Source organism: Dongia sp. agr-C8 (assembly GCF_054658695.1).
Map to the genome: position 1 here is coordinate 1037129 of NZ_BAAGHZ010000003.1, position 19411 is coordinate 1056539.

Here is a 19411-nt window from a genome sequence, read left to right on the forward strand (position 1 = left end):
CGCTACTTGCCGAACACCGCGGCGTAGCGCTCCGGCTTGAAGCCGATCTCGATCTGCCCGCCGGTCTCGACCCCACCTGATTCCAGGATCGGGCGCTTGATCATCGACGGCTGCGCCAGCATCAGCGCGATCGCCTTGGCCTCGTTGAGGTTCGCCCGCTCGCTCTCGGCCAGTTTCCGGAACGTGGTCCCGGCGCGGTTCAGCACCGCCTCCCACCCGGCCGCCTTGCACCATTTCTGCAGCGCGGCCTTGGTGACGCCCTCCTTCTTGTAGTCGTGGAAGTCATAGGCGACGCCCTGCTGCTCCAGCCAGGCGAAGGCCTTCTTCATCGTGTCGCAATTCTTGATGCCGTAGATCTTCGCGGCCACCGACCGACTCCCGCAAATGCCGAGAACGCGGCCGGATGAAAGCAGCAACCGGGACCCGCTGTCGAGTCCCTGCCCGCGGCGCTCCCGGGCGGTCCCGCCGCCTCAGGCGCCGCGCGGCACCCGCGGCGTCAGCCGCCAGCCCAGCTTCACGCCGAGCGTGCCGGTCACGATCAGCGCCATCCCGGCGGCCTGCGCGACACCGAGCAGCCGGTCGAAGAACAGCCAGTCGGTGCCGATCGCGGTCAGCGGGTTCACGAAGCTCAACACCGCGATCAGCGGCGTCGAGACCCGCGGATAGGCGGAATAGAGCAGCACCCAGGCGATCCCGGTCTGCACCGCGCCGATCATCGCCAGCCAGCCCCAGGCGGCCGGCGCGATCGCCTGATGGAAATCGACGAAGGGCGCGAAGAGGATGCAGCCCACCACGGTCTGGATCAGCGTGGTGATCTCGCCGCGCTGCCCGGCCAGACCCTTGCCCGCAATCGCCGTCACCGCATAGAGCAGCGCGCCGCCGAGATTGATCGCGATGCCGAGCAGCCAGTCCGGATCGATCTCCCCGGGTGAAAGGCGGTGCGACCGGGTGAGCCCGCTCGCCAGCACCACGCCGATGAAGGCGGCGATCAGCCAGAGCAGCTGGTCGCGCGTCACCCGCTCCTTCCAGACCGCCGCGCCGATCAGCAGGATCAGGAAGGGCTGGATGTGGAACAGGATGGTGGCGGTGCTGATATTGGTCAGCAGGATCCCGGCAAAGAAGGCCGCCCAGCTCAGCACCAGGCTCACCCCCGCCACCATCCCCAGCATCAGGTTGCGGCGGCTGAGCGAACGGTCGGGCAGGATCCCGGTGGCGAGGCACCAGGCCAGCATGAACCCGGCCCCGATGGCGCTCCGCCAGAACACGATGGTGATCGCGTCGAGCCCGGTCGCCACCACACCCGCGCCGACCGTGCCGATCAGCATCAACCCGGCGACCAGCTTCGCCACATCGCGGTTCGCGTTCATGCTCGTCCTCGGTGCTTCGCACCCCCGCCGCACCTCTCTCCTTCTCCCTCCCCCCGTCCGCGAATGCGGACATTCGTCCGCTGGTCGGGGGAGGGCACTCTTACTTCTCCCTCCCCCAAATCGGGGGAGGGCCGGGGTGGGGGTCCGACCCGCGGGGACCATGCCCTCGACAGCCCCATCCGAAAAACGGATAGTTCGAAAGCACACCATCCGATAATCGAAAACAGGCGACGAACCCATGCCACACGACCTGCAACTGGACTGGCTGCGCTGTTTCGTGGCCGTGGTCGACACCGGCTCGCTCTCCGCCGCGGCACCCGAGCTCTACCGCTCGCAGTCGGCGGTCAGCATGCAACTGAAGAAGCTGGAGCAGGCGCTCGGCCACCGCGTGCTGGATCGCGGCGCCCGCCGGATGGCGCTCACCCGTGAGGGCCAGGCGCTGCTCACCTATGCGCGGCGCATCCTCGACCTCCATGCCGAAGCCAAGGCCGCGGTCGGCGAGGGCGAGGCGCTCTCCGGCCGCGTCCGCCTCGGCGTGCCCGACGACTACGCGGCGAAGTACTTGACGCCGGTGCTGAAGCGCTTCGCCCCGCGCCATGCGCAAGTCGAGATCGAGCTCACCTGCGAGCAATCCACCGCGCTGATCCCGCGCGTCGCCAAGGGCGAGGTCGACCTCGCGCTCGTCTCACGCCAGGACGCGCGCGCCGGCACGCTGCTGTTCCACGAGCCCCTGGTCTGGGTGGGATCGCCGCAATTCCAGCTCTGGCGCCACGACCCTTTGCCGATCGCGGTCTACGAGGAAACCAGCCTCGCCCGCCGCCACGCCGTGAAGGCGCTGGCCCAGCAGGGCCGCGCTTTCAAGATCGTCTACAACAGCTCCAGCCTCGCCGGCCAGATCGCCGCGGTGGAAAGCGGCCTCGCCGTCGCCGTGCTCACGCAATGCAGCGTCCCGGAAGGCCTCGACATCCTGGGCCGCGAACATGGGCTAGGCCCGCTGGACCCGATGCAAGTCGCCGTCCACCGCAGCAAAGCCTCCCGCGGCGAGAAGGCGGTGGACATGCTGCACAATCTCCTCATCCGCACCCTGCGCTCGGCGCCATCCGCTTAGCCGCGGAGCCGGAGAAAGCACGCTCTCCTGTTTTCCCCTCCCCCGAGATCGGGGGAGGGTTGGGGAGGGGGTTGATGCAGCCTGAGCATCGCAAGGACGAAAGCGCCGTGAGATCCAGCGCTCCGCCTGAAAGGGATAATCAACAGCCGCGCGAAGTCCGCCATAAGAGACTCCGTCATCCCGGGACTTGGTCCCGGGATCCGCGCCTTTCTTTCATCGAGACCCAAGGCGTGGATCCCGGCGCCTAGCGCCGGGATGACGGCTGAGTCTGTGCTTAGAGCGGGGCCGCGCGCCCACCCCAAGCCACCCGCCAGCCCAGCGCCAGCCGCGCGCCCGGCCCATGCACCGCGGCGAACAGCAGCCCGGCCAGGAACACCCAGTGGTCGACGAAGAACCCGAACTCCGCCTGGTTGGCCTGCCAGAGCGCGGGCCCATGAAAGCTGAAGGCGAGGAAGATCACATAGATCCCGGCGAGCAGCGCGGCCTCGCCGAAAAAGGCGCCGAGCAGCAAGGCCAGCCCCAGCCCGACCTCGAAAAACGCCGCGACCCAGGCCAGCAACAGCGGAAACGGAAACCCCGCCGCCGCGATATACCCCGCCGTCGCCGCCATGCCGGCGAACTTGAAGCCGGCCGCCATCAGAAACGCCCCGGCAAAAATCAGCCGGGCCAACAGTAACGCCATCGTCTTCGCCATCGCAGTCATCCTTTCCGATCGATGAGAGCCCCCGATACAGGCTCGTCGAACGGCGCGCTGCGGAATCGACCGGCGCCCGAAAGTTTTTCGCCGGAGGACGTAAGCCGCCTCGGTGGCGTCATGGAGCAAGAGACGGGTTGGAGAGCGAGCAACGCTGCCGCAGCGGCGAAAGACGCGCCGCGGATCTCAAGCTCACCGTTCGTACAGAAGACCGCTGGAGTCCGCGTCCGCGCGGTAGAGACCAGGCCAAAGCACCCCCATCTTGTTTAAGAACACTGCATCGCGTCGCGTTAGAAGCACTTGCAGGACTTCTCACATCGGACGTATGGTCGAGAAAGCAACTTTTAGGATATCGAAGTGGCGAAGAAACTGGCGAAAAAGAAGATATCGAAGAGGAAGCGAGTTCGGTCCAGCCTACCTATGGAACCGAACGACCAAGGTTTGTTTGAAAACGCTCGCTCGCGTGGAACGAGCGCAACTTGCTTTTTCAACAATAAGGGTGGGGTAGGAAAAACGACACTCGTTGCGAATCTAGCGGCCGAGCTGGCACTGAACTTCAAGGCCCGCGTGCTAGTCGTTGACGCGGATCCTCAATGCAACTTGACCCAATATGTTCTGGGCGAAGTGGAGGCAACGCGAATCTACTCTCAGGATGATCCTGAGAGTGTGTTCAAGGTAATACGGCCGATCTCGCTTGGTCGCGGGTACAGCGACAAACTGCCGATAATTAGGAGTGAGAGTTTTGGCTTCGACGTGATTATTGGGGATCCTCGACTTGCTCTGCAGGAAGACTTACTTGCTGGTGACTGGCGAGACGCACGCGGTGGGGGAATGCGAGGTATCCGAACAACATTCGTCTTTGCAGAATTAGTACGTCAGGCAAAGAAACTAAAGTATGATTTTGTTTTCTTTGACATGGGCCCGTCGCTCGGCGCAATCAATCGCGCGGTACTTTTGGCGATGGATTACTTTGTCGTACCGATGTCGATCGATATTTTTTCTGTATGGGCCATTAAGAATATCGGTGCGACTGTCGGTGTGTGGAAGCGCGAGCTAGAGACCGGCTTGAAGCTCGCGGAAGAGCCGGATGAGCTAAAGGATCTTGTTAGTTGGCGACTTCGGTTCCTTGGCTACGTTACTCAGCAACACAAAGAGCGAACTGGCTACGACCGGAAAGCAGGAGAAGCTGGAGAAGAAAAGAAGGTTCGAAGGCGCGTCCAAGCTTACGAAGACATCGGCGCGATCTTTCCGAAAGAGGTCGAAAAGAATCTTAAGGAATTCTATGAAAAGAAAGTGATAAATCCCCACCTCGGCGACATTCGACATCTGGGCAGCCTCGCTCCAAGGTCCCAAAGTCAGCATGTTCCGATGATCTCTGTGGCAGGGACGGGTAGCTATACGTTGTTGCGCAAACAAGCTAGGGAGATCTATCGAAAAATCGCTCGTCGCTTCCTTGAGAACGCGGTGGCGTGCTAGGCCAGTGACTAGCCCTGTATTCAATTCTGATTTGCTTGGAGATTTGGCTCGTCAGAGCGTAGTGCTCTTTTTGGGCGCAGGGGTTTCGGCAAGCGCAGTGACCGCAAATGGCGGCAAGATCGCAGGCTGGTCAAAATTTCTTCGAGATGCAGCGCTTAGGGTGGATGCTTCTCTTAGAGAGCAGATACTTGATCTAATTGACGCTAAAGATTTCTTATTGGCGTGTGAGTTGCTTCAGTCGGCTTTGGCCGATGAGTGGGAGAAGGTAGTTTCCGCAGAGTATGGGCAAGTCGCTCAACCATCTCCTCTGCATGCCGCGCTCCTGCGCCTCAAGCAGAGGATTATTCTAACAACGAATTTTGACAAACTCCTTGAAATGGCCTGGGGCGCCCCGGAGCAAGGAGGAACCCACTATGCAAAAGTAATATCGAAGATAGATCAGGACATCTTTAGGGTCCTCAAAAGTCATGAGAGCAAGTATCTGATTAAGATCCATGGATCGGTCGATGATGCTCAGACTCTGGTATTCTCCCGATCCGAATACATCAGAATGGCATTTGGAAATGTAAGTTACTCGGGATTCCTCGAAAATCTGCTTTTGAACTATACGTTCTTGTTTGTTGGATTTTCGATGGATGATCCCGCCATCACGTCGTTAATGGAAATGTATGCCCTCCGGTATCCCAAAGCTCGCCCACACTACATCTTTGCGTCTCAAAGCATTCCGGACAACCTCGTGGATATTCATAAGCGTCTTCGGAAGCTGGCTGTAATTCCATATGACGCCTCCAATGACCACGCGGCTCTCGCTCCTCTCATTACTGAACTGGGTCGCCAAGCGAGAGAGCGCCAAAGGACTATCATCAGTGATTCGATGTCGGAGTTAGAAGCTATCGCATAGTCGTTCTATCTGAGCTTTTTCAGCCGACCCAATATTATGATTGAGCGGCGAGCGCTGATCACTTCTTGACGCCGTTAGTCGTCGGGTTAGTCTTCACTTCTCCCCCGGATACCCCACGCCCTTCGTCGTAAACCGCTGCCCCCCGCGCGCGGCACGCCCCGCGCGCTGCTTCGGCCGCGGCTTCGCCCCCGGCGCCTTCGCCACCCAGCCCGCCGGCTGCTGCGCCGGCACGAGCTGGTCCTCGCGCGGCCCGATCAGATCCCCGCGCCCCATCCGCTGCAGCGCCTCGCGCAGCACGGGCCAGTTATCCGCATCGTGATACCGCAGGAACGCCTTGTGCAGCCGGCGCTGCGTCAGCCCCTTCACCGCGCGCAAAGACGTCTGCACCTGGTCGGCGCGGTCCTTGTTCTTCTTCAGCCAGAGTACCAGGTTCATCGCGCCCTCGTCGCTCGCGCCCGGATGCGCCGGGACATCGGAAACCGTATCTCCCGCACCACCTCCGGCGCCGGCGGGCATCACCCGACCAGCGTCATGCCGCAACCCTTCGCCGCCGCGCGGTCGAAGGTCATCGTTCGGGTGCAGCCTGCGGCGGCGGCGGAGTGCTGGATGAGGCAGTCCGCGAAGTCGGCGTGGGAGCCTTCAAAGACGCGGAGGGCTTTCCAGACCACTTCGGCGCGCTCGACGACGATTTCCTTGGTGCGCAACAGGGCTTCGAAGGCCTCTACCAGCTGGCGCCGGTCGAGTTCATAGGCGGAGGACAACACCCAGGCCAGTTCCACGGCGGCCACCATGGGAACGAAGCCGGGGGATTCTGCGGTCAGGGATTCCAGCTGCCGGCTCGCCGCGGCCGACTGAACGGGATCGTCCTGCATGATGTACCGCACCAGGACATTGGTATCGAGGCCGATCATCGGCCCACCCGGCTCATTCGGCCACCCGGTTCATTTGCGCGTATTCTTGGCCGCAGCACCCCGCCGGGCGATGGCCGCATTCATCGTCTCGATCGACACGGTCTTGCGCGGCTTGCCGAACATGCCTTTCAGCGCGGTCACCGGCCGGGTCGCCGCAATCACCTCATAGCGGCCGGCCGCGACCTCGACAAATTCGAGCCGGTCGCCGGCATCGACCCCGAGCGCCGCCCGCACCCTGGCCGGAATGGTGATCTGCCCCTTGCTGGTCAATGTGGCTGTGGACATGGAAAGGTCTCCGCGCTTGCTCCTTACAATATAGTAAGGAATCGACCTTGCGGCAAGCTAAGGCGAAGGCACCGTGGCAGTGAACCGGCTCGCGTCGGTATAGACTTGGACCGGCCGTCCGGCGGCGTCGTACAGGTTGACGATCAGCAAGGTGCGGACGTCGTCGGTGATCAGGACCGTGTCGATCGGGTTGGCCAGTCGAGTGCCGGGATGCCGCACCAGGGCACAGGCGATGCCGCCGCCGATCTCGTCTTCCGGTCGCGCGAGGCCAGCTACCGCCAGCGCCTGATCCGGTGTCTTGCCGTCTCCGATACAGGTCGCCCCCGACAGCATTACCGGCTGCTCAAGTTGCCGCGTGATCTGGTCGACATAGGCTTTTTCTACCGCGTAGTCGCGTTGCGTCGCGTTCTCCGGCGTGTCCATCAAGGCGCCGCCGCCAAAGCTCATCGCCAACGTTCGGAATCCTGGTGGCGGTGCCCGGAAGGGCGTATCGGCCCAGGCCGGTCCCGCTGCGCCCAATGCTGTGCCCAGAACGACCACGCCACCGAGGGTGGCGGAGCGGAGCCGCACTCTTATTGCCATCTCCTTGCCTGACATTCCTTCCGCGCCCCTCACTTCTCCCCCGGAAACCCCACTCCCTTCGTCGTAAACCGCTGCCCCCCGAGCGCGGCACGCCCCGGCCGCTGCTTCGGCCGCGCCTTCGCACCCGGCGTCTTCGCCACCCACCCGGCCGGCTGCTGCGCCGGCACCAGCTGGTCCTCGCGCGACCCGATCAAATCCCCGCGCCCCATCCGCTGCAGCGCCTCGCGCAACACCGGCCAGTTGTCGGCGTCGTGATAGCGCAGGAACGCCTTGTGCAGCCGCCTTTGCGTCAACCCCTTCACCGCCTTCACTTCCTCGCTCGCGCCATGCCGCACCGCCTTCAGCGGGTTGACGCCGCTGTGGTACATCGCGGTCGCGGTCGCCATCGGTGAGGGCAGGAAGGTCTGCACCTGGTCGGCGCGGTACTTGTTCTTCTTCAGCCAGAGCGCGAGGTTCATCATGTCCTCGTCGGTCGTGCCGGGATGCGCGGCGATGAAGTAGGGGATCAGGTAGTATTTCTTCCCCGCCTTCTTCGCCGCCGCGTCGAACATTTCCTTGAACCGGTCATAGGCGCCGATCCCCGGCTTCATCATCTTGTCGAGTGGGCCGCGCTCGGTGTGCTCGGGGGCGATCTTGAGATACCCGCCGACGTGATGCGTCACCAGCTCCTCGACATATTCCGGGCTCTTGATCGCGAGGTCGTAGCGCACGCCGCTCGCCACCATCACCTTCTTCACGCCCTTGGTCTCCCGGACCTTCCGATAGAGCCGGATGAGATCGTCATGGGAGGTGTTGAGGTTCGGGCAGATCTCCGGGAACACGCAGGACGGCCGGCGGCAGGCGGCCTCGATCTTCGGGTCCTTGCAGGCCATGCGGTACATGTTGGCGGTCGGCCCGCCGATATCGGAGATGACGCCGGTGAAGCCCGGCGTCTTGTCGCGAATCTTCTCGATTTCTTGGAGTATCGACGCCTCCGAGCGGTTCTGGATGATCCGGCCCTCATGCTCGGTGATCGAGCAGAAGCTGCAGCCGCCGAAACAGCCGCGCATGATCGTGACCGAGAACTTGATCATGTCCCAGGCCGGGATCTTTGCATCGCCATAGCTCGGGTGCGGCGCGCGCGCATAGGGGAGGTCGTAGACCGCGTCCATCTCTTGCGTGCTGAGCGGGATCGGCGGCGGGTTCAGCCAGAGGTCGCGGTCGCCATGTCTTTGAACGAGGGGACGGGCATTGCCGGGATTGCTCTCCCGGTGCAGCACACGGCTGGCCCGCGCATAGGCCTCCTTGTCCTCGACCACCTGCTCATAGGCGGGGAGGCGGATCACCACGTCGCCCTTCACCCGGGCCGCGCCTTCATCCGCCACGTCGAGATCGTCGGCATGGAGCTCGGTGGTGGTGTCCGGCACCTTGCGGAACAGCGCCACGCCGCGGATGTCGTCGCAATCCTTCGGCGCCGCGCCGGCATCGAGCCGCTTCGCCACTTCGACCACCGCGCGCTCGGCATTGCCGTAGAGCAGCAGGTCGGCCTTGGCATCGGCCAGCATCGAGCGCCGCACCTTCTCCGACCAGTAGTCGAAATGCGCGATCCGGCGCAGCGAGGCCTCGATCCCGCCGAGGATCACCGGCACCTCCTTGTATGCCTCGCGGCAGCGCTGCGCATAAACGAGTGTGCAGCGGTCCGGCCGCTTGCCGCCTTCGCCGCCGGGCGTATAGGCATCGTCATGCCGGAGCTTCCGGTCGGCGGTGTAGCGGTTGACCATGGAATCCATGTTGCCGCCGGTGACGCCGAAGAAGAGCCGCGGCTTGCCCAAAGCCTTGAAGGGCTCGGCCGACTGCCAGTCCGGCTGTGCGATGATCCCGACCTTGAAGCCCTGCGCCTCCAGGAGGCGCCCGATGATCGCCATGCCGAAGCTCGGGTGATCGACATAGGCATCGCCGGTCACCAGCACGATGTCGCACTGCGCCCAGCCGAGCGCATCCATCTCGGCGCGGCTCATCGGCAGGAAGGGGGCGGCGGTCGATTGCGCCGGCGGGCGCAGCGGCATCGAGGCCGCCTGCATTTCAGGGAGCGTGTTCATGGCGCAGACCTAAGACTCCCCGGCCGCAAAGGCAACCCGAGCGGGTTGATCTTCAGGAACAAATCAGGTACAATGCGCTCTCTATCGAGCGCCGCCCGCGACGCGCCACGGCACAGCCCGCTGCATGTACTGTGCATGGACGAGATTCGGCCCCGGCGCCTTTCGCCAGCCGGACGCCACCGGCACTCCCGTCGGATTTTTTGCGCTGCATCGCAGACAGGACCCGGACGAAACGGCCTTTTCCGACCCAGGCGAATCGGCTTTTTCTCCGCGCGATCAGGGCTTTAGTCGGTGTTTTCGGGTCGCGGCCGTCCGCTTCGTCCCGCTGCGCCGCTTCACTCCCATTCGATCGTTCCCGGTGGCTTGGAGGTGTAGTCGTAGCAGACCCGGTTGATGCCTTTGACCTCGTTGACGATGCGGGTCGCCATGCGGCCGAGCAAAGCGGGCTCGAAGGGATAGAAATCCGCCGTCATCCCATCGGTCGAGGTGACGGCGCGCAGCGCGCAGACATGGTCATAGGTGCGCCCATCGCCCATCACGCCCACCGTCTTCACCGGCAAGAGCACGGCGAAGGCCTGCCAGATCTGGTCGTAGAGTCCGGCCTTGTCGATCTCCTCGAGATAGATCGCGTCGGCCTTCCTGAGGATGTCGAGCTTCTCCCGGGTGATGTCGCCGGGGATGCGGATCGCGAGGCCGGGGCCGGGGAAGGGATGGCGGCGGATCATCGCCTCGGGCAGGCCGAGCTCGCGGCCGAGCGCGCGCACCTCGTCCTTGAACAGCTCGCGCAGCGGCTCGACCAGTTTGAGATTCATCCGCTCCGGCAGGCCGCCGACATTGTGATGGCTCTTGATGGTGACGCTGGGACCGCCGGTGAAGGAGACGCTCTCGATGACATCCGGATAAAGCGTGCCCTGGGCCAGGAACTGCGCGCCGCCGATCTTATGCGCCTCCTCGTCGAAGACGTCGATGAACAACCGGCCGATGATCTTCCGCTTGGTCTCGGGGTCGGTGACGCTCTTCAGCTCGCCGAGAAAGAGCTCCGAGGCGTCGCGATGCACCAGCGGGATGTTGTAGTTGTCGCGGAACAGGCGCACCACTTGCTCGGCCTCGCCGCCGCGCAGCAGGCCGTGATCGACGAAGATGCAGGTCAGCTGGTCGCCGATCGCCTCATGGATCAGCACCGCCGCGACCGAAGAGTCCACACCGCCGGAAAGCCCGCAGATCACCTTGCCCTTGCCCACCTGGGCGCGGATCTTGGCGATCATGGATTCCTTATAGGCCGCCATGGTCCAGTCGGCCTTGCAGCCGCAGATCCGCTGCACGAAGTTCTTGATCAGCTGGGCGCCGCGCGGCGTGTGCACCACCTCGGGATGGAACTGCACCGCGTAATACTTGCGGCTCTCGTCGGCGATCGCCGCATAGGGCGCGCCGTCGCTGACCGCCACCACCTTGAAGCCCTCGGGCAGCCTGACCACACGGTCCCCATGGCTCATCCAGACCTGGTCGGTATCGCCCGGCAGCCAGACCCCGTCGAACAGGGCCGAAGGCTCCTTGATCTGCAGGCTGGCGCGGCCGAACTCGCGGTGATCCGAGCCGTGCACCTCGCCGCCCAGCTGCGCGCACATGGTCTGCTCGCCGTAGCAGATGCCGAACACCGGCAGCTTCGACGACCAGACCTCGCCCGGCGCCCGCGGCCCATCCTCCGTCGTCACCGAATGCGGGCTACCGGAGAGGATGATGCCCTTCGGATCGAACGCCTTGATCTTCGCGGCGTCGGTATTGAACGGCATGATCTCGCAATAGACCCCCGCCTCGCGCACCCGCCGCGCGATCAACTGCGTCACCTGCGATCCGAAATCGAGAATGAGAATGCGATCGGTCAATTCGGCCTCTCCGAAGAACAAGCAGCAATGAGTTGATTCAGATCCCGCCAGCCATAAGCCACATCCGGCGCGCCTTCATCGACGCCCTCGGCGAAGACCGTGCCGCCGAGCTTGTCGTAGAGCTTGCGGTAGTCGTTGTCTCGGAAGGCCCAGAGCATCGGCGCGCGTCGGCCGCCGACCTGCCAGTGATGCGCAATCGCGGCGATCAGCGCGCGGCCCAGGCCCTTGCCCTGCACGGCGTGGCGGATATGGACGATGTTGATCTCGCAGTCGAAGTCGCTGAGCTTCGGCTGGCCCGGAATTTTGCGGGTGATGGTGTGATCCAGCACCGGCCCGCCATAGATGAAGCCGAGGATCGGCCCGTCGGGCTCCTGCTGGCCGACCAGGACCAGGTTCTGCCCGTCCTGCATCTTGTGCTTCCAGTAGTCGAGTCGCTGCTCCGGCTGCTTCGCCTCGATCTGCTTCTCGTCAACCACGCCGGCATAAGCGCTCTTCCAACCGAGATAATGGATCTCCGCGATCTCCAGCGCATCGTCCAGCACCGCGGGGCGGATCAAATAGCCGGAGGGAGTCATCGACCCCTCACCCTAGCCCTCTCCCGCAAGGGGAGAGGGGACTCTCTATCGCCGCTGCCATTGAAAGCGAAAACGGAACCCGTCAGATGCCGCTGCAAAAACGAACCCCCTCTCCCCTTGCGGGAGAGGGCGGGGTGAGGGGTCGACGGGTGCCCACTCACGAGACGCCAGACTTTCTTTCCATCACCGCGACGAAGAATCCGTCGGTGCCATGTTGACCCGGAGTCAGCACCAGCATGTCGCCGTCACCCGGATAGGGCGTATCGAGGCCGAGGTGCTTGGTCGCCTCGGCCCAGACCTTCGGCGCGGGCACCAGCGTGAAATCCGGATTGGCTTCGAGAAAGGCCTCGACCTGATCGGCATTCTCTTCCTGGAACAGCGAGCAGGTCGCATAAACCAGGCGCCCGCCCGGCTTCACCAGCCGCGCGGCGCTGTCGAGAATCCGCTTCTGCAGATCGACCAGCTCTTCGAGATCGCTCGGTTTCAGCCGCCATTTCGCATCGGGGTTGCGGCGCCAGGTGCCGGCACCGGAGCAGGGCGCGTCGATCAGCACCCGGTCATAGCCGCCGGCATGCCGCTTCACCCAGGGATCGCGCTCCGAGGAGAGATCGCGGCGCTCGACATTGTTGATCCCGGCGCGGCGGATGCGGGTGGCGGAACGCTCGATCCGGCCCTTGAGCACGTCCATCGCCACCAGCTTGCCCTTGTTCTCCATCATCGCGGCGAGGGCGAGCGTCTTGCCGCCGGCACCGGCACAGAAGTCGACGATGCGCTCGCCGGGCCGGGGATCCACCATCATCGCCACGAGCTGCGAACCTTCGTCCTGGATCTCGATCAGGCCGCTGGTGAAGGCCTCCAGCGTCGCCAGCGGCGGGCGGCCCTCGACCCGCAACCCCCAGGGCGAGAGCGGCGTCGGCTTCGCCTCGATATCGGCGTCGCGCAGCGCACGGGCGCCGACCGATCGCGTGCCGCGCAGCGTGTTGACGCGGATATCCGTCGCGGCCGGCTGGAGTGCGGCGGCCATCTCGGTTTCGAGCCGCGTGCCGAAGGCGCGCTTCAGCCGCTCTTCGCACCATTCGGGAAATTCGTAGCGCACCCAGAGCGGCGCCTTGGGATCCTCGAGGCTCTGGCCCTCCAGCGCCTTCGCGATCCGCTTCTCGGTCTGGTCGAGGGTCGGCGGGCGATACTGGCCACCGTCGAAGGCGCCGGCGATCTTGTCCGCCGACCAGCCTTCCATCACCGCCATTCGCGCGATCATCCGTGCCCGTTCGATCTCCGGCAGCTTCACGTCGCCGCGGGCCCGGTCGAGCTTCCACCCCAACGCCGCGCGCCGGCGCAGGATGGCATAGACATGATCGAGCACCGCCCGCCGGTCCGCGCCGCCGATATAGCGCCGGGTGCGGAAATAGGCCGCGGTGGCGCGATCCGCCGGCGCGCTGCCCTTGTGGATGGCCTGCAACAGCTCGATCGCGGCCTGAAGTCTCGCGCCCGGAGTCATTCGGTGGGAGTCACTTACATATTCTGCCGGTAGTTCGGCGCTTCGCGGGTGATCTGCACGTCATGGACATGGCTCTCCGCGAGGCCGGCATTGGTGATGCGCAGGAAGCGGCACTTGGTCTGCATGTCCGGGATCGTGGCGTTGCCGGTATAGCCCATCGCCGCCTTCAAGCCGCCGACCAGCTGATGGATCACGGTGCCGGCGGGGCCTTTATAAGGGACCCGGCCCTCGATGCCTTCGGGCACCAGCTTCAATTTGTCGGCCACCTCGGCTTGGAAATAGCGGTCGGCCGAGCCCCGCGCCATGGCGCCGAGCGAGCCCATACCGCGATAGGATTTGTAGGAGCGGCCGTTATAGAGGAAGACCTCGCCCGGGCTCTCATCGGTGCCGGCCAAGAGCGAGCCGACCATGGCGCAATCCGCGCCCGCCGCGATGGCCTTGGCGAGATCGCCGGAATACTTGATGCCGCCGTCGGCGATCACCGGGATGTTGGACTTGTGCGCGCGCGCCGCCGCATCGGTGATCGCGGTCAGCTGCGGCACGCCGACGCCGGCGACGATCCGCGTGGTGCAGATCGAGCCCGGGCCGATGCCGACCTTGATCGCATCGGCGCCCTGGTCGATCAGCGCCTGGGCGCCGTCGGCGGTGGCGACATTGCCGGCCACCACCTGGCAGTCGTTGGAGAGGCGCTTCACCGCGGCGACCGCGGAGAGCACGCCCTCGGAATGGCCATGCGCGGTGTCGATCACCAGCACATCCACCCCGGCTTCGAGCAAAGCTTCGGCGCGGCGCAAGCCGTCCTCGCCCACGCCCACGGCCGCCGCGACCCGGAGGCGCCCGCGCTCGTCCTTGCTGGCCGAGGGATAGGCCTGGGCCTTCTCCATGTCCTTGACGGTGATGAGGCCGATGCAGCGATAGGCGTCATCGACCACCAGCAGCTTCTCCAATCGATGCTGGTGCAGCAGTTTGCGCGCCTCGTCATGGGCGGTGCCGGGCTTCACCGTGACCAGCCTGTCCTTGGTCATCAGGTTGCCGACGGTCTCGTTCATGTCGGTGGCGAAGCGGACGTCGCGGTTGGTCAGGATGCCGACCAGCTTGCCGGAGGACTTCTCCACCACCGGGAAGCCGGAGATCTCATGCGCTTCCATCAAGGCGCGGGCTTCGGCGAGCGTCGCTTCCGGATGAATGGTCAGCGGGTTCACCACCATGCCGCTCTCGAACCGCTTCACCTTCCTGACCTCTTCGGCCTGGCGCGCGATGTCGAGATTCTTGTGGATGACGCCCATGCCGCCGTTCTGCGCCATGGTGATCGCCATCCGGGCCTCGGTCACCGTGTCCATGGCGGAGGAGAGCAGCGGGATCGAAAGCTGGATGCGCTTGGTGAGCTTCGTCGCCGTGACCGCGGTCGCAGGCAGCACGGCGCTCCGCGCCGGCTCCAGCAGCACGTCGTCGAAAGTCAAAGCGTCACGGATTTCCATCGCCAAACCCCGCTGGAGGGACCGTCGGTGGAAACCGGTCCGTCCTTAAAAGATTTCCTGCCCGGAATCGGGTTGGCGCGGCATCATACACAGGGACTTGCCTCCGTCCAGGAAAAGGGCGGGAATCCGCGGCTGCCGGGCCGCAGGGCAGGCATGCCCCCATGGCTATGGCGTCTCCAGTTTGACTTCGCTATATCTGGGAGTCGGGGCCTGAAGTCGTCCCGCTCTCCCCCATATCCACTACTTGAGGTCGGCGTATTTGTCGTGGCAGGCGCTGCAGGCCGCGCTCAGCGACTTATAGGTGGCTTGGAAGGACGCCAGGTCGGCCGCTTTGGCCACGGCCAGGGCCGCCTCGACCGCCTTGGCGCGCGCGGTCTCGAATCCGGCGCGGTCGGTCCAGATATTGGGTTTCGCCTGGTCGTCCTCATGCTCCGACCCGGCCGGGAACAGGTCTTTGAACTGCCCCAGATAGTCGGCGATCTCCTGGCCGCGCCGGGCGGTCTCGGCGGGATCGAAACTGGCCGCCTTGTTCATTTCCGCCAGTGGCCGCAAGGCGCGCTTGATGTGCTTCATCGCCGCTTCGCGCGCGTTGTGCGCGGCGGCGAATCCCGAGCCGGCGATCGCCGCGCCGAGGGTCAAACCGAGCGCGATCGCAGCGGCGTGCTTCCAGTTCATTACGGGGTCTTCCTCAATGTGATCTTCTGCAAGGGCGACGCAGGGCGGGCGGGCTCAACGGGCAGGCGACCTGCCCCGGAAACTGAGTGCCACCACGTAGATCTCCGCCGAATCCTTGCGGCTGGCGGCCGGCTTCACGTGGCGGACTTCCTCGAAGTCGCGCTTCAGCTCCTTGAGGAGGTCGCCGGTGGCGCCGCCTTGCAGCACCTTGGCGATGAAGGTGCCGCCGGGGGCGAGCACCTCCTGGGCAAAGGCATAGGCGGTCTCGGCCAGCGCCATGATCTTCAGATGGTCGGTCTGCTGGTGCCCGGTGGCGGAGGCGGCCATGTCGGAAAGCACCACGTCGGCCTCGCCGTCCAGAAGGGCCTTGAGCTTCTCCGGCGCCTCGTCGCTCATGAAGTCGAGATGCAGGATTTCCGCGCCCGGCACCGGGTCCATCTCCAGGATGTCGATGCCGATGACTTTACCGCGTCCGCTTTTGAGCACCTTCTCGCCGGCGACCTGGGTCCAGCCGCCGGGCGCGGCGCCGAGATCGACCACGCGGGCGCCGGGTTTCAGGAAATGGAAGCGCTCGTCCAGCTGCAGCAGCTTGAACGCCGCGCGCGAGCGGAGGCCCTGCTTCTTCGCCTCGGCGACATAGGGATCGTTGAGCTGGCGGTGCAGCCAGCGCGTGGAGGAGGCGGTGCGCTTGTTGGCGGTCTTCACCCGCTCCGTCAAGCCGCGGCCGGATGGGTTGGAGCTTCGGCCGCCCTTCGTCATGTCCGGCTGTCTGGCCCCGCCCTTGGGGCCACCCTTGGAACTGCGTGCCATCGATCAGGCCGGGAGGACTTGGCCGTTGCTGACGGGGCCAGCCTGGATGGGAATGGCCGCTTCCAGCGCGGCGTTGCGCGCCGGGCCGCTCATCAGGCTCATGAGGATGCCTTCGCGCACGCCGCGATCGGCGACGCGCAGCTTTCCCACCGGCCAGAGCTTGCAGATCGCCGAGAGGATGGCGCAGCCGGAAAGCACGAGATCCGCGCGCTCCAGGCCGATGCAGGGGATCTCAGCGCGGCCGGCCACGTCGCGCAGCGCGATGTCGCGGCTGATCCGCTCGACATCGCCGAAGTCGAGGTAGGAACCATCGACCTGGCCGCGGTCATAGCGCGGCAGGCCGAGGCGAATCCCGGCCAGCGTCGTGACCGTGCCGGAAGTGCCGAGCATCTGCACCTCGCCGGCGCCGATCGCGCGGCCGGCGCTGACCGCGCGGTGCAGCGGCTCGAGATGCGCGGCCACGAGATCGACCATGCGCTGATAGAAGGCCTCCGCACTTTCCCCGGCCTGAGCCTCGGCGCCGAACTTCTCGGTCATCGAAACGACGCCGAGCGGCACCGAATGCCAGGCCACCATCTCCGGCGGCTGGTTGGGGCGGAAGCGCAGCCAGCCCAGCTCGGTGGAGCCGCCGCCGATGTCGAAGACGATCGCGTAGGGCCGGTGCTTGTCGAGCAAAGGCAGGCAGCCCTTGAAGGCGAGCTGGGCCTCTTCGCCGGTGGTGATGATGTCGAGCCGGACCCCGGTCTCGGCGAGCGTGCGGCCGACGAAGTCGGTGCAGTTCTCGGCCCGGCGGCAGGCCTCGGTCGCCACCGCACGGCTGAGGGTCACGCCGCGCCGCGCCATCTTGCCGGCACAGATCTTCAAGGCTTCGAGGGTGCGGTTGATGGCGGCTTCGGAGAGCCGGCCGGTCTGCGACACGCCTTCGCCCAGGCGGACGATGCGCGAGAAGGCGTCGATCACATGGAATCCGGATCCGGCATGCCGGGCCACGAGCAGCCGGCAATTGTTGGTGCCGAGATCGAGCGCGGCCATGATTTCACCGGGCCGGGCGGCGCGCGCAAACACCGGCTGCGCAGCCTCCGCCGGACCGGAAAGGCCCGTAATCACCGTCTGCAACTCCTCAGCCCGGGTCGCCGCCGCCGCGCTGATCCGGGACCTCTCCCGGACCGCCGGCCGCTCTCGCGCCTGGACCGTTCCACCGCCGATCCTACACGGATCCATGAGCAAAATGAAGGATTTGGGACAGGCATTCAGCCGGCGGGCCGCCGAATCGGGGGGAGACCCGCGGGATTCCGCGCTTTTCAGGCCTCGGAACGCCGGGGCGCGACCGGCGCGAAAGGCGGGTTGAAACTCAGGAGTCGAGGCGATAAATTCCGCCCGCTTCCGCCGACCCGGTCCCTCCTATATAGAGTGCGCCGGGTCGAGGCCCCTGCTGGGGGATCGTCTAGCGGTAGGACTACGGACTCTGACTCCGTCAACCCTGGTTCGAATCCAGGTCCCCCAGCCAAATCTCACTTTTCGTCAGATTCGCCATATTTCGGGCCGCTTGGCCGGCGGCGATAGCCGTCGTTTCAGCAAGCAGGTCAAACGGTTGGCGGAAGGTGGCCTCCAACTTCCCGTCCTCCCAGGCACAGTTCGATAGCACAAAGTTCAATAGGCGGCGCTTTTCGCGCGGTTCCTGCTTGGCGAACAGGTTTTGGGCGTTCCGCGCCAGTTCGAGAATCTGGACGCCTTCAACCATGTAGGACCTGTCGGCTTCCTGATGGCGCCCGATCTCGCGCAGGCACCGGTCCTGCTCGGCACGCCATTCGGCCGACATCTTGTCGAAGAACGCGGCATCGACCCGCCCGTCGAGCTTGTCCACGTACATTGCATCAAGGCGCCGCTGGAGCCGGTCATACTCGCCTTGCAGGCGTGCGATGGCTTCTTCCTGCTCCTGGCGCTTATCGACATGGCTGGCGAGCAGTGCCTCACGCACCCAGTCCAGGACCTCGTCATCGAAGCGAAGGCGGCCGAGCAACTCGGTGAACTTGACTTCGAGCGCCTCCTCCCGAACGTAGTGGCGGCGGCAGGTGGCTGGATTGCCCTGGCACTTATCGGCGTATCCGGTGCAGTGGTAATAGACGTAGCGCTGCTTCTTAATCTCGCCAACGACCGAGCAGCCGCATTTGCCGCAGGAAATCAGCCCCGAGAATGCGAAGTCATGGGTCATCCGGCGGTGCTTCTTCGCGAAGCGCCCGTCGAGCATGCCCTGGACGCGCTCCCACAGTTCGACCGAGATGAGTGGCTCGTGCCTGCCTTGGATCAGCTTGCCGTTCCACTCGAACCAGCCGGTATAGAGCCGATTGCGCAGAATCGTATGAACGGTGCTGGCGGGCACCTTTGCGCCGCTGCGGCCGTAGGTCAGCCCTGCAGCATGCGCCTTCTTGGCGAGTTCCTTGAGCGACAGTCCGCCTTCGGCATACCAGCCGAACAACTTGGAGACAAGCGATGCCGTCGCCGGGTCCGCAGCGATGATCTTCTTACCGTCGGGGCCGATAATGTTCCGATAGCCAAGTGGTGTCTTGGTCGGCCAGATGCCCTGTTCCGCTTTCTCCTGCATGCCTTTGCGGGCTTCTTCCGACAGATTGTCGATATAGTTCTTCGCCATCAGCACCTTGATGCCGTGCATGAACTTCTCGGAAGATCGCGATTCCCGCGATAGGACAACGCCTTCTTTGGGAAAGTGGATCTCGACGCCCAGTTCGTCGATCGTCACCCAGTCCTTGAGATTGCGGTAGAGCCGATCCGTCTTCTCAACAAGCATCACACGAACCGCTGGATGAGCCCTGAGATAGGCGACCATTTCTCCGAAGGCCGTACGCCCCGTCTGTTTGGCCGTTTCCACATCGACATACTCTTGTGCGACCAAGAACCCCTGACCGGTCGCGTACTCCTTAAGCAGCTTCAACTGCGCTGGGATTGAGAAGCCTTCCTTCTCCTGTTCCTTTGAGGAAACGCGCGCGTATATGACCGCAGGCGGCTGAACGGCACGCGAAGATGTGGACTGGCGAGGTGCTTTGTTCATAGTGTTTAGTATATACTACACAG

At 64.5% G+C, this 19411-nt stretch carries 19 protein-coding genes and 1 tRNA gene; 4 read left to right on the forward strand and 16 right to left on the reverse strand.

All coding sequences use genetic code 11. The features are described 5' to 3' along the window. Positions 1-2: 2 nt before the first annotated feature. Positions 3-368: an ArsC family reductase gene (locus tag ACYQ4T_RS19215; protein ID WP_459857572.1), complete on the reverse strand. Its 366-nt coding sequence runs from the start codon at positions 366-368 to the stop codon at positions 3-5. A 102-nt stretch (positions 369-470) separates the two neighbouring features. Then, complete coding sequence (locus ACYQ4T_RS19220) at positions 471-1367, reverse strand: DMT family transporter (RefSeq protein WP_459857574.1); 897 nt, start codon at positions 1365-1367, stop codon at positions 471-473. Positions 1368-1605: 238 nt separating this feature from the next. On the opposite strand from ACYQ4T_RS19220, the gene ACYQ4T_RS19225 reads away from it, so the two are divergent. Further along, on the forward strand, positions 1606-2475 hold the full coding sequence (locus ACYQ4T_RS19225; RefSeq protein ID WP_459857577.1) for a LysR family transcriptional regulator: 870 nt from the start codon (positions 1606-1608) through the stop codon (positions 2473-2475). 274 nt (positions 2476-2749) lie between these two features. Here the strand turns inward: ACYQ4T_RS19225 and ACYQ4T_RS19230 are convergent, their stop codons facing one another. Continuing rightward, complete coding sequence (locus tag ACYQ4T_RS19230) at positions 2750-3169, reverse strand: DoxX family membrane protein (protein ID WP_459857580.1); 420 nt, start codon at positions 3167-3169, stop codon at positions 2750-2752. A 357-nt stretch (positions 3170-3526) separates the two neighbouring features. On the opposite strand from ACYQ4T_RS19230, the gene ACYQ4T_RS19235 reads away from it, so the two are divergent. Continuing rightward, entirely contained in the window at positions 3527-4645 is a 1119-nt protein-coding gene (locus ACYQ4T_RS19235; RefSeq protein WP_459857582.1) for a ParA family protein, read from the forward strand. 4 nt (positions 4646-4649) lie between these two features. After that, complete coding sequence (locus ACYQ4T_RS19240; protein ID WP_459857585.1) at positions 4650-5546, forward strand: SIR2 family protein; 897 nt, start codon at positions 4650-4652, stop codon at positions 5544-5546. 93 nt (positions 5547-5639) lie between these two features. Here the strand turns inward: ACYQ4T_RS19240 and ACYQ4T_RS19245 are convergent, their stop codons facing one another. From ACYQ4T_RS19245 to ACYQ4T_RS19300, 12 genes are all read right to left on the reverse strand, one after another. Beyond that, positions 5640-5981 carry a DUF3362 domain-containing protein gene (locus ACYQ4T_RS19245; protein WP_459857587.1) on the reverse strand — a complete coding sequence of 114 codons (342 nt, stop codon included), beginning with the start codon at positions 5979-5981 and terminating at the stop codon, positions 5640-5642. Between the two features lie 80 nt (positions 5982-6061). Continuing rightward, a complete protein-coding gene (locus ACYQ4T_RS19250) occupies positions 6062-6457 on the reverse strand; it encodes a PIN domain-containing protein (RefSeq protein WP_459857589.1) in 396 nt (131 codons plus the stop codon). A gap of 30 nt (positions 6458-6487) precedes the next feature. Next, the gene (locus ACYQ4T_RS19255) at positions 6488-6742 is read right to left on the reverse strand and encodes an AbrB/MazE/SpoVT family DNA-binding domain-containing protein (RefSeq protein WP_459857592.1); all 255 of its coding nucleotides are present in this window, start codon (positions 6740-6742) and stop codon (positions 6488-6490) included. 57 nt (positions 6743-6799) lie between these two features. Further along, complete coding sequence (locus ACYQ4T_RS19260) at positions 6800-7195, reverse strand: hypothetical protein (RefSeq protein ID WP_459857594.1); 396 nt, start codon at positions 7193-7195, stop codon at positions 6800-6802. Between the two features lie 158 nt (positions 7196-7353). Further along, positions 7354-9369, reverse strand: a complete 2016-nt coding sequence (locus ACYQ4T_RS19265) for a YgiQ family radical SAM protein (RefSeq protein ID WP_459858073.1) — start codon at positions 9367-9369, stop codon at positions 7354-7356. Positions 9370-9737: 368 nt separating this feature from the next. Then, positions 9738-11285: a glutamine-hydrolyzing GMP synthase gene (gene guaA / locus ACYQ4T_RS19270; protein WP_459857597.1), complete on the reverse strand. Its 1548-nt coding sequence runs from the start codon at positions 11283-11285 to the stop codon at positions 9738-9740. Beyond that, complete coding sequence (locus tag ACYQ4T_RS19275; RefSeq protein WP_459857599.1) at positions 11282-11860, reverse strand: N-acetyltransferase family protein; 579 nt, start codon at positions 11858-11860, stop codon at positions 11282-11284. The genes guaA and ACYQ4T_RS19275 overlap by 4 nt, the downstream gene beginning before the upstream one ends. A gap of 157 nt (positions 11861-12017) precedes the next feature. Next, complete coding sequence (locus ACYQ4T_RS19280) at positions 12018-13358, reverse strand: RsmB/NOP family class I SAM-dependent RNA methyltransferase (RefSeq protein WP_459857601.1); 1341 nt, start codon at positions 13356-13358, stop codon at positions 12018-12020. 14 nt (positions 13359-13372) lie between these two features. Next, the gene (gene guaB, locus ACYQ4T_RS19285; RefSeq protein ID WP_459857603.1) at positions 13373-14836 is read right to left on the reverse strand and encodes an IMP dehydrogenase; all 1464 of its coding nucleotides are present in this window, start codon (positions 14834-14836) and stop codon (positions 13373-13375) included. Positions 14837-15076: 240 nt separating this feature from the next. Further along, the gene (locus ACYQ4T_RS19290; RefSeq protein WP_459857605.1) at positions 15077-15511 is read right to left on the reverse strand and encodes a cytochrome c; all 435 of its coding nucleotides are present in this window, start codon (positions 15509-15511) and stop codon (positions 15077-15079) included. A 54-nt stretch (positions 15512-15565) separates the two neighbouring features. Then, positions 15566-16321 carry an RlmE family RNA methyltransferase gene (locus ACYQ4T_RS19295; protein WP_459857607.1) on the reverse strand — a complete coding sequence of 252 codons (756 nt, stop codon included), beginning with the start codon at positions 16319-16321 and terminating at the stop codon, positions 15566-15568. Positions 16322-16324: 3 nt separating this feature from the next. Then, positions 16325-17428 (reverse strand): Ppx/GppA phosphatase family protein, encoded by a 1104-nt coding sequence (locus ACYQ4T_RS19300; RefSeq protein ID WP_459857609.1) that lies wholly within the window; start codon positions 17426-17428, stop codon positions 16325-16327. 326 nt (positions 17429-17754) lie between these two features. Between ACYQ4T_RS19300 and ACYQ4T_RS19305 the strand changes: the two genes are divergently transcribed. After that, positions 17755-17828: transfer RNA gene (locus ACYQ4T_RS19305), tRNA-Gln, on the forward strand. Here ACYQ4T_RS19305 and ACYQ4T_RS19310 read toward each other — a convergent pair. Beyond that, a complete protein-coding gene (locus tag ACYQ4T_RS19310) occupies positions 17796-19388 on the reverse strand; it encodes a recombinase family protein (protein ID WP_459857611.1) in 1593 nt (530 codons plus the stop codon). The genes ACYQ4T_RS19305 and ACYQ4T_RS19310 overlap by 33 nt on opposite strands. Positions 19389-19411 lie beyond the last annotated feature (23 nt).

Bases quoted from the DNA above. Each gene is read 5' to 3' on its own strand.
- ACYQ4T_RS19220 (WP_459857574.1), bottom strand. From the start codon at position 1,367: ATGAACGCGAACCGCGATGTGGCGAAGCTGGTCGCCGGGTTGATGCTG.
- ACYQ4T_RS19225 (WP_459857577.1), top strand. From the start codon at position 1,606: ATGCCACACGACCTGCAACTGGACTGGCTGCGCTGTTTCGTGGCCGTG.
- ACYQ4T_RS19230 (WP_459857580.1), bottom strand. From the start codon at position 3,169: ATGGCGAAGACGATGGCGTTACTGTTGGCCCGGCTGATTTTTGCCGGG.
- ACYQ4T_RS19245 (WP_459857587.1), bottom strand. From the start codon at position 5,981: ATGAACCTGGTACTCTGGCTGAAGAAGAACAAGGACCGCGCCGACCAG.
- ACYQ4T_RS19250 (WP_459857589.1), bottom strand. From the start codon at position 6,457: ATGATCGGCCTCGATACCAATGTCCTGGTGCGGTACATCATGCAGGAC.
- ACYQ4T_RS19255 (WP_459857592.1), bottom strand. From the start codon at position 6,742: ATGTCCACAGCCACATTGACCAGCAAGGGGCAGATCACCATTCCGGCC.
- ACYQ4T_RS19265 (WP_459858073.1), bottom strand. From the start codon at position 9,369: ATGCCGCTGCGCCCGCCGGCGCAATCGACCGCCGCCCCCTTCCTGCCG.
- ACYQ4T_RS19275 (WP_459857599.1), bottom strand. From the start codon at position 11,860: ATGACTCCCTCCGGCTATTTGATCCGCCCCGCGGTGCTGGACGATGCG.
- ACYQ4T_RS19280 (WP_459857601.1), bottom strand. From the start codon at position 13,358: ATGACTCCGGGCGCGAGACTTCAGGCCGCGATCGAGCTGTTGCAGGCC.
- guaB (WP_459857603.1), bottom strand. From the start codon at position 14,836: ATGGAAATCCGTGACGCTTTGACTTTCGACGACGTGCTGCTGGAGCCG.
- ACYQ4T_RS19290 (WP_459857605.1), bottom strand. From the start codon at position 15,511: ATGAACTGGAAGCACGCCGCTGCGATCGCGCTCGGTTTGACCCTCGGC.
- ACYQ4T_RS19295 (WP_459857607.1), bottom strand. From the start codon at position 16,321: ATGGCACGCAGTTCCAAGGGTGGCCCCAAGGGCGGGGCCAGACAGCCG.
- ACYQ4T_RS19310 (WP_459857611.1), bottom strand. From the start codon at position 19,388: ATGAACAAAGCACCTCGCCAGTCCACATCTTCGCGTGCCGTTCAGCCG.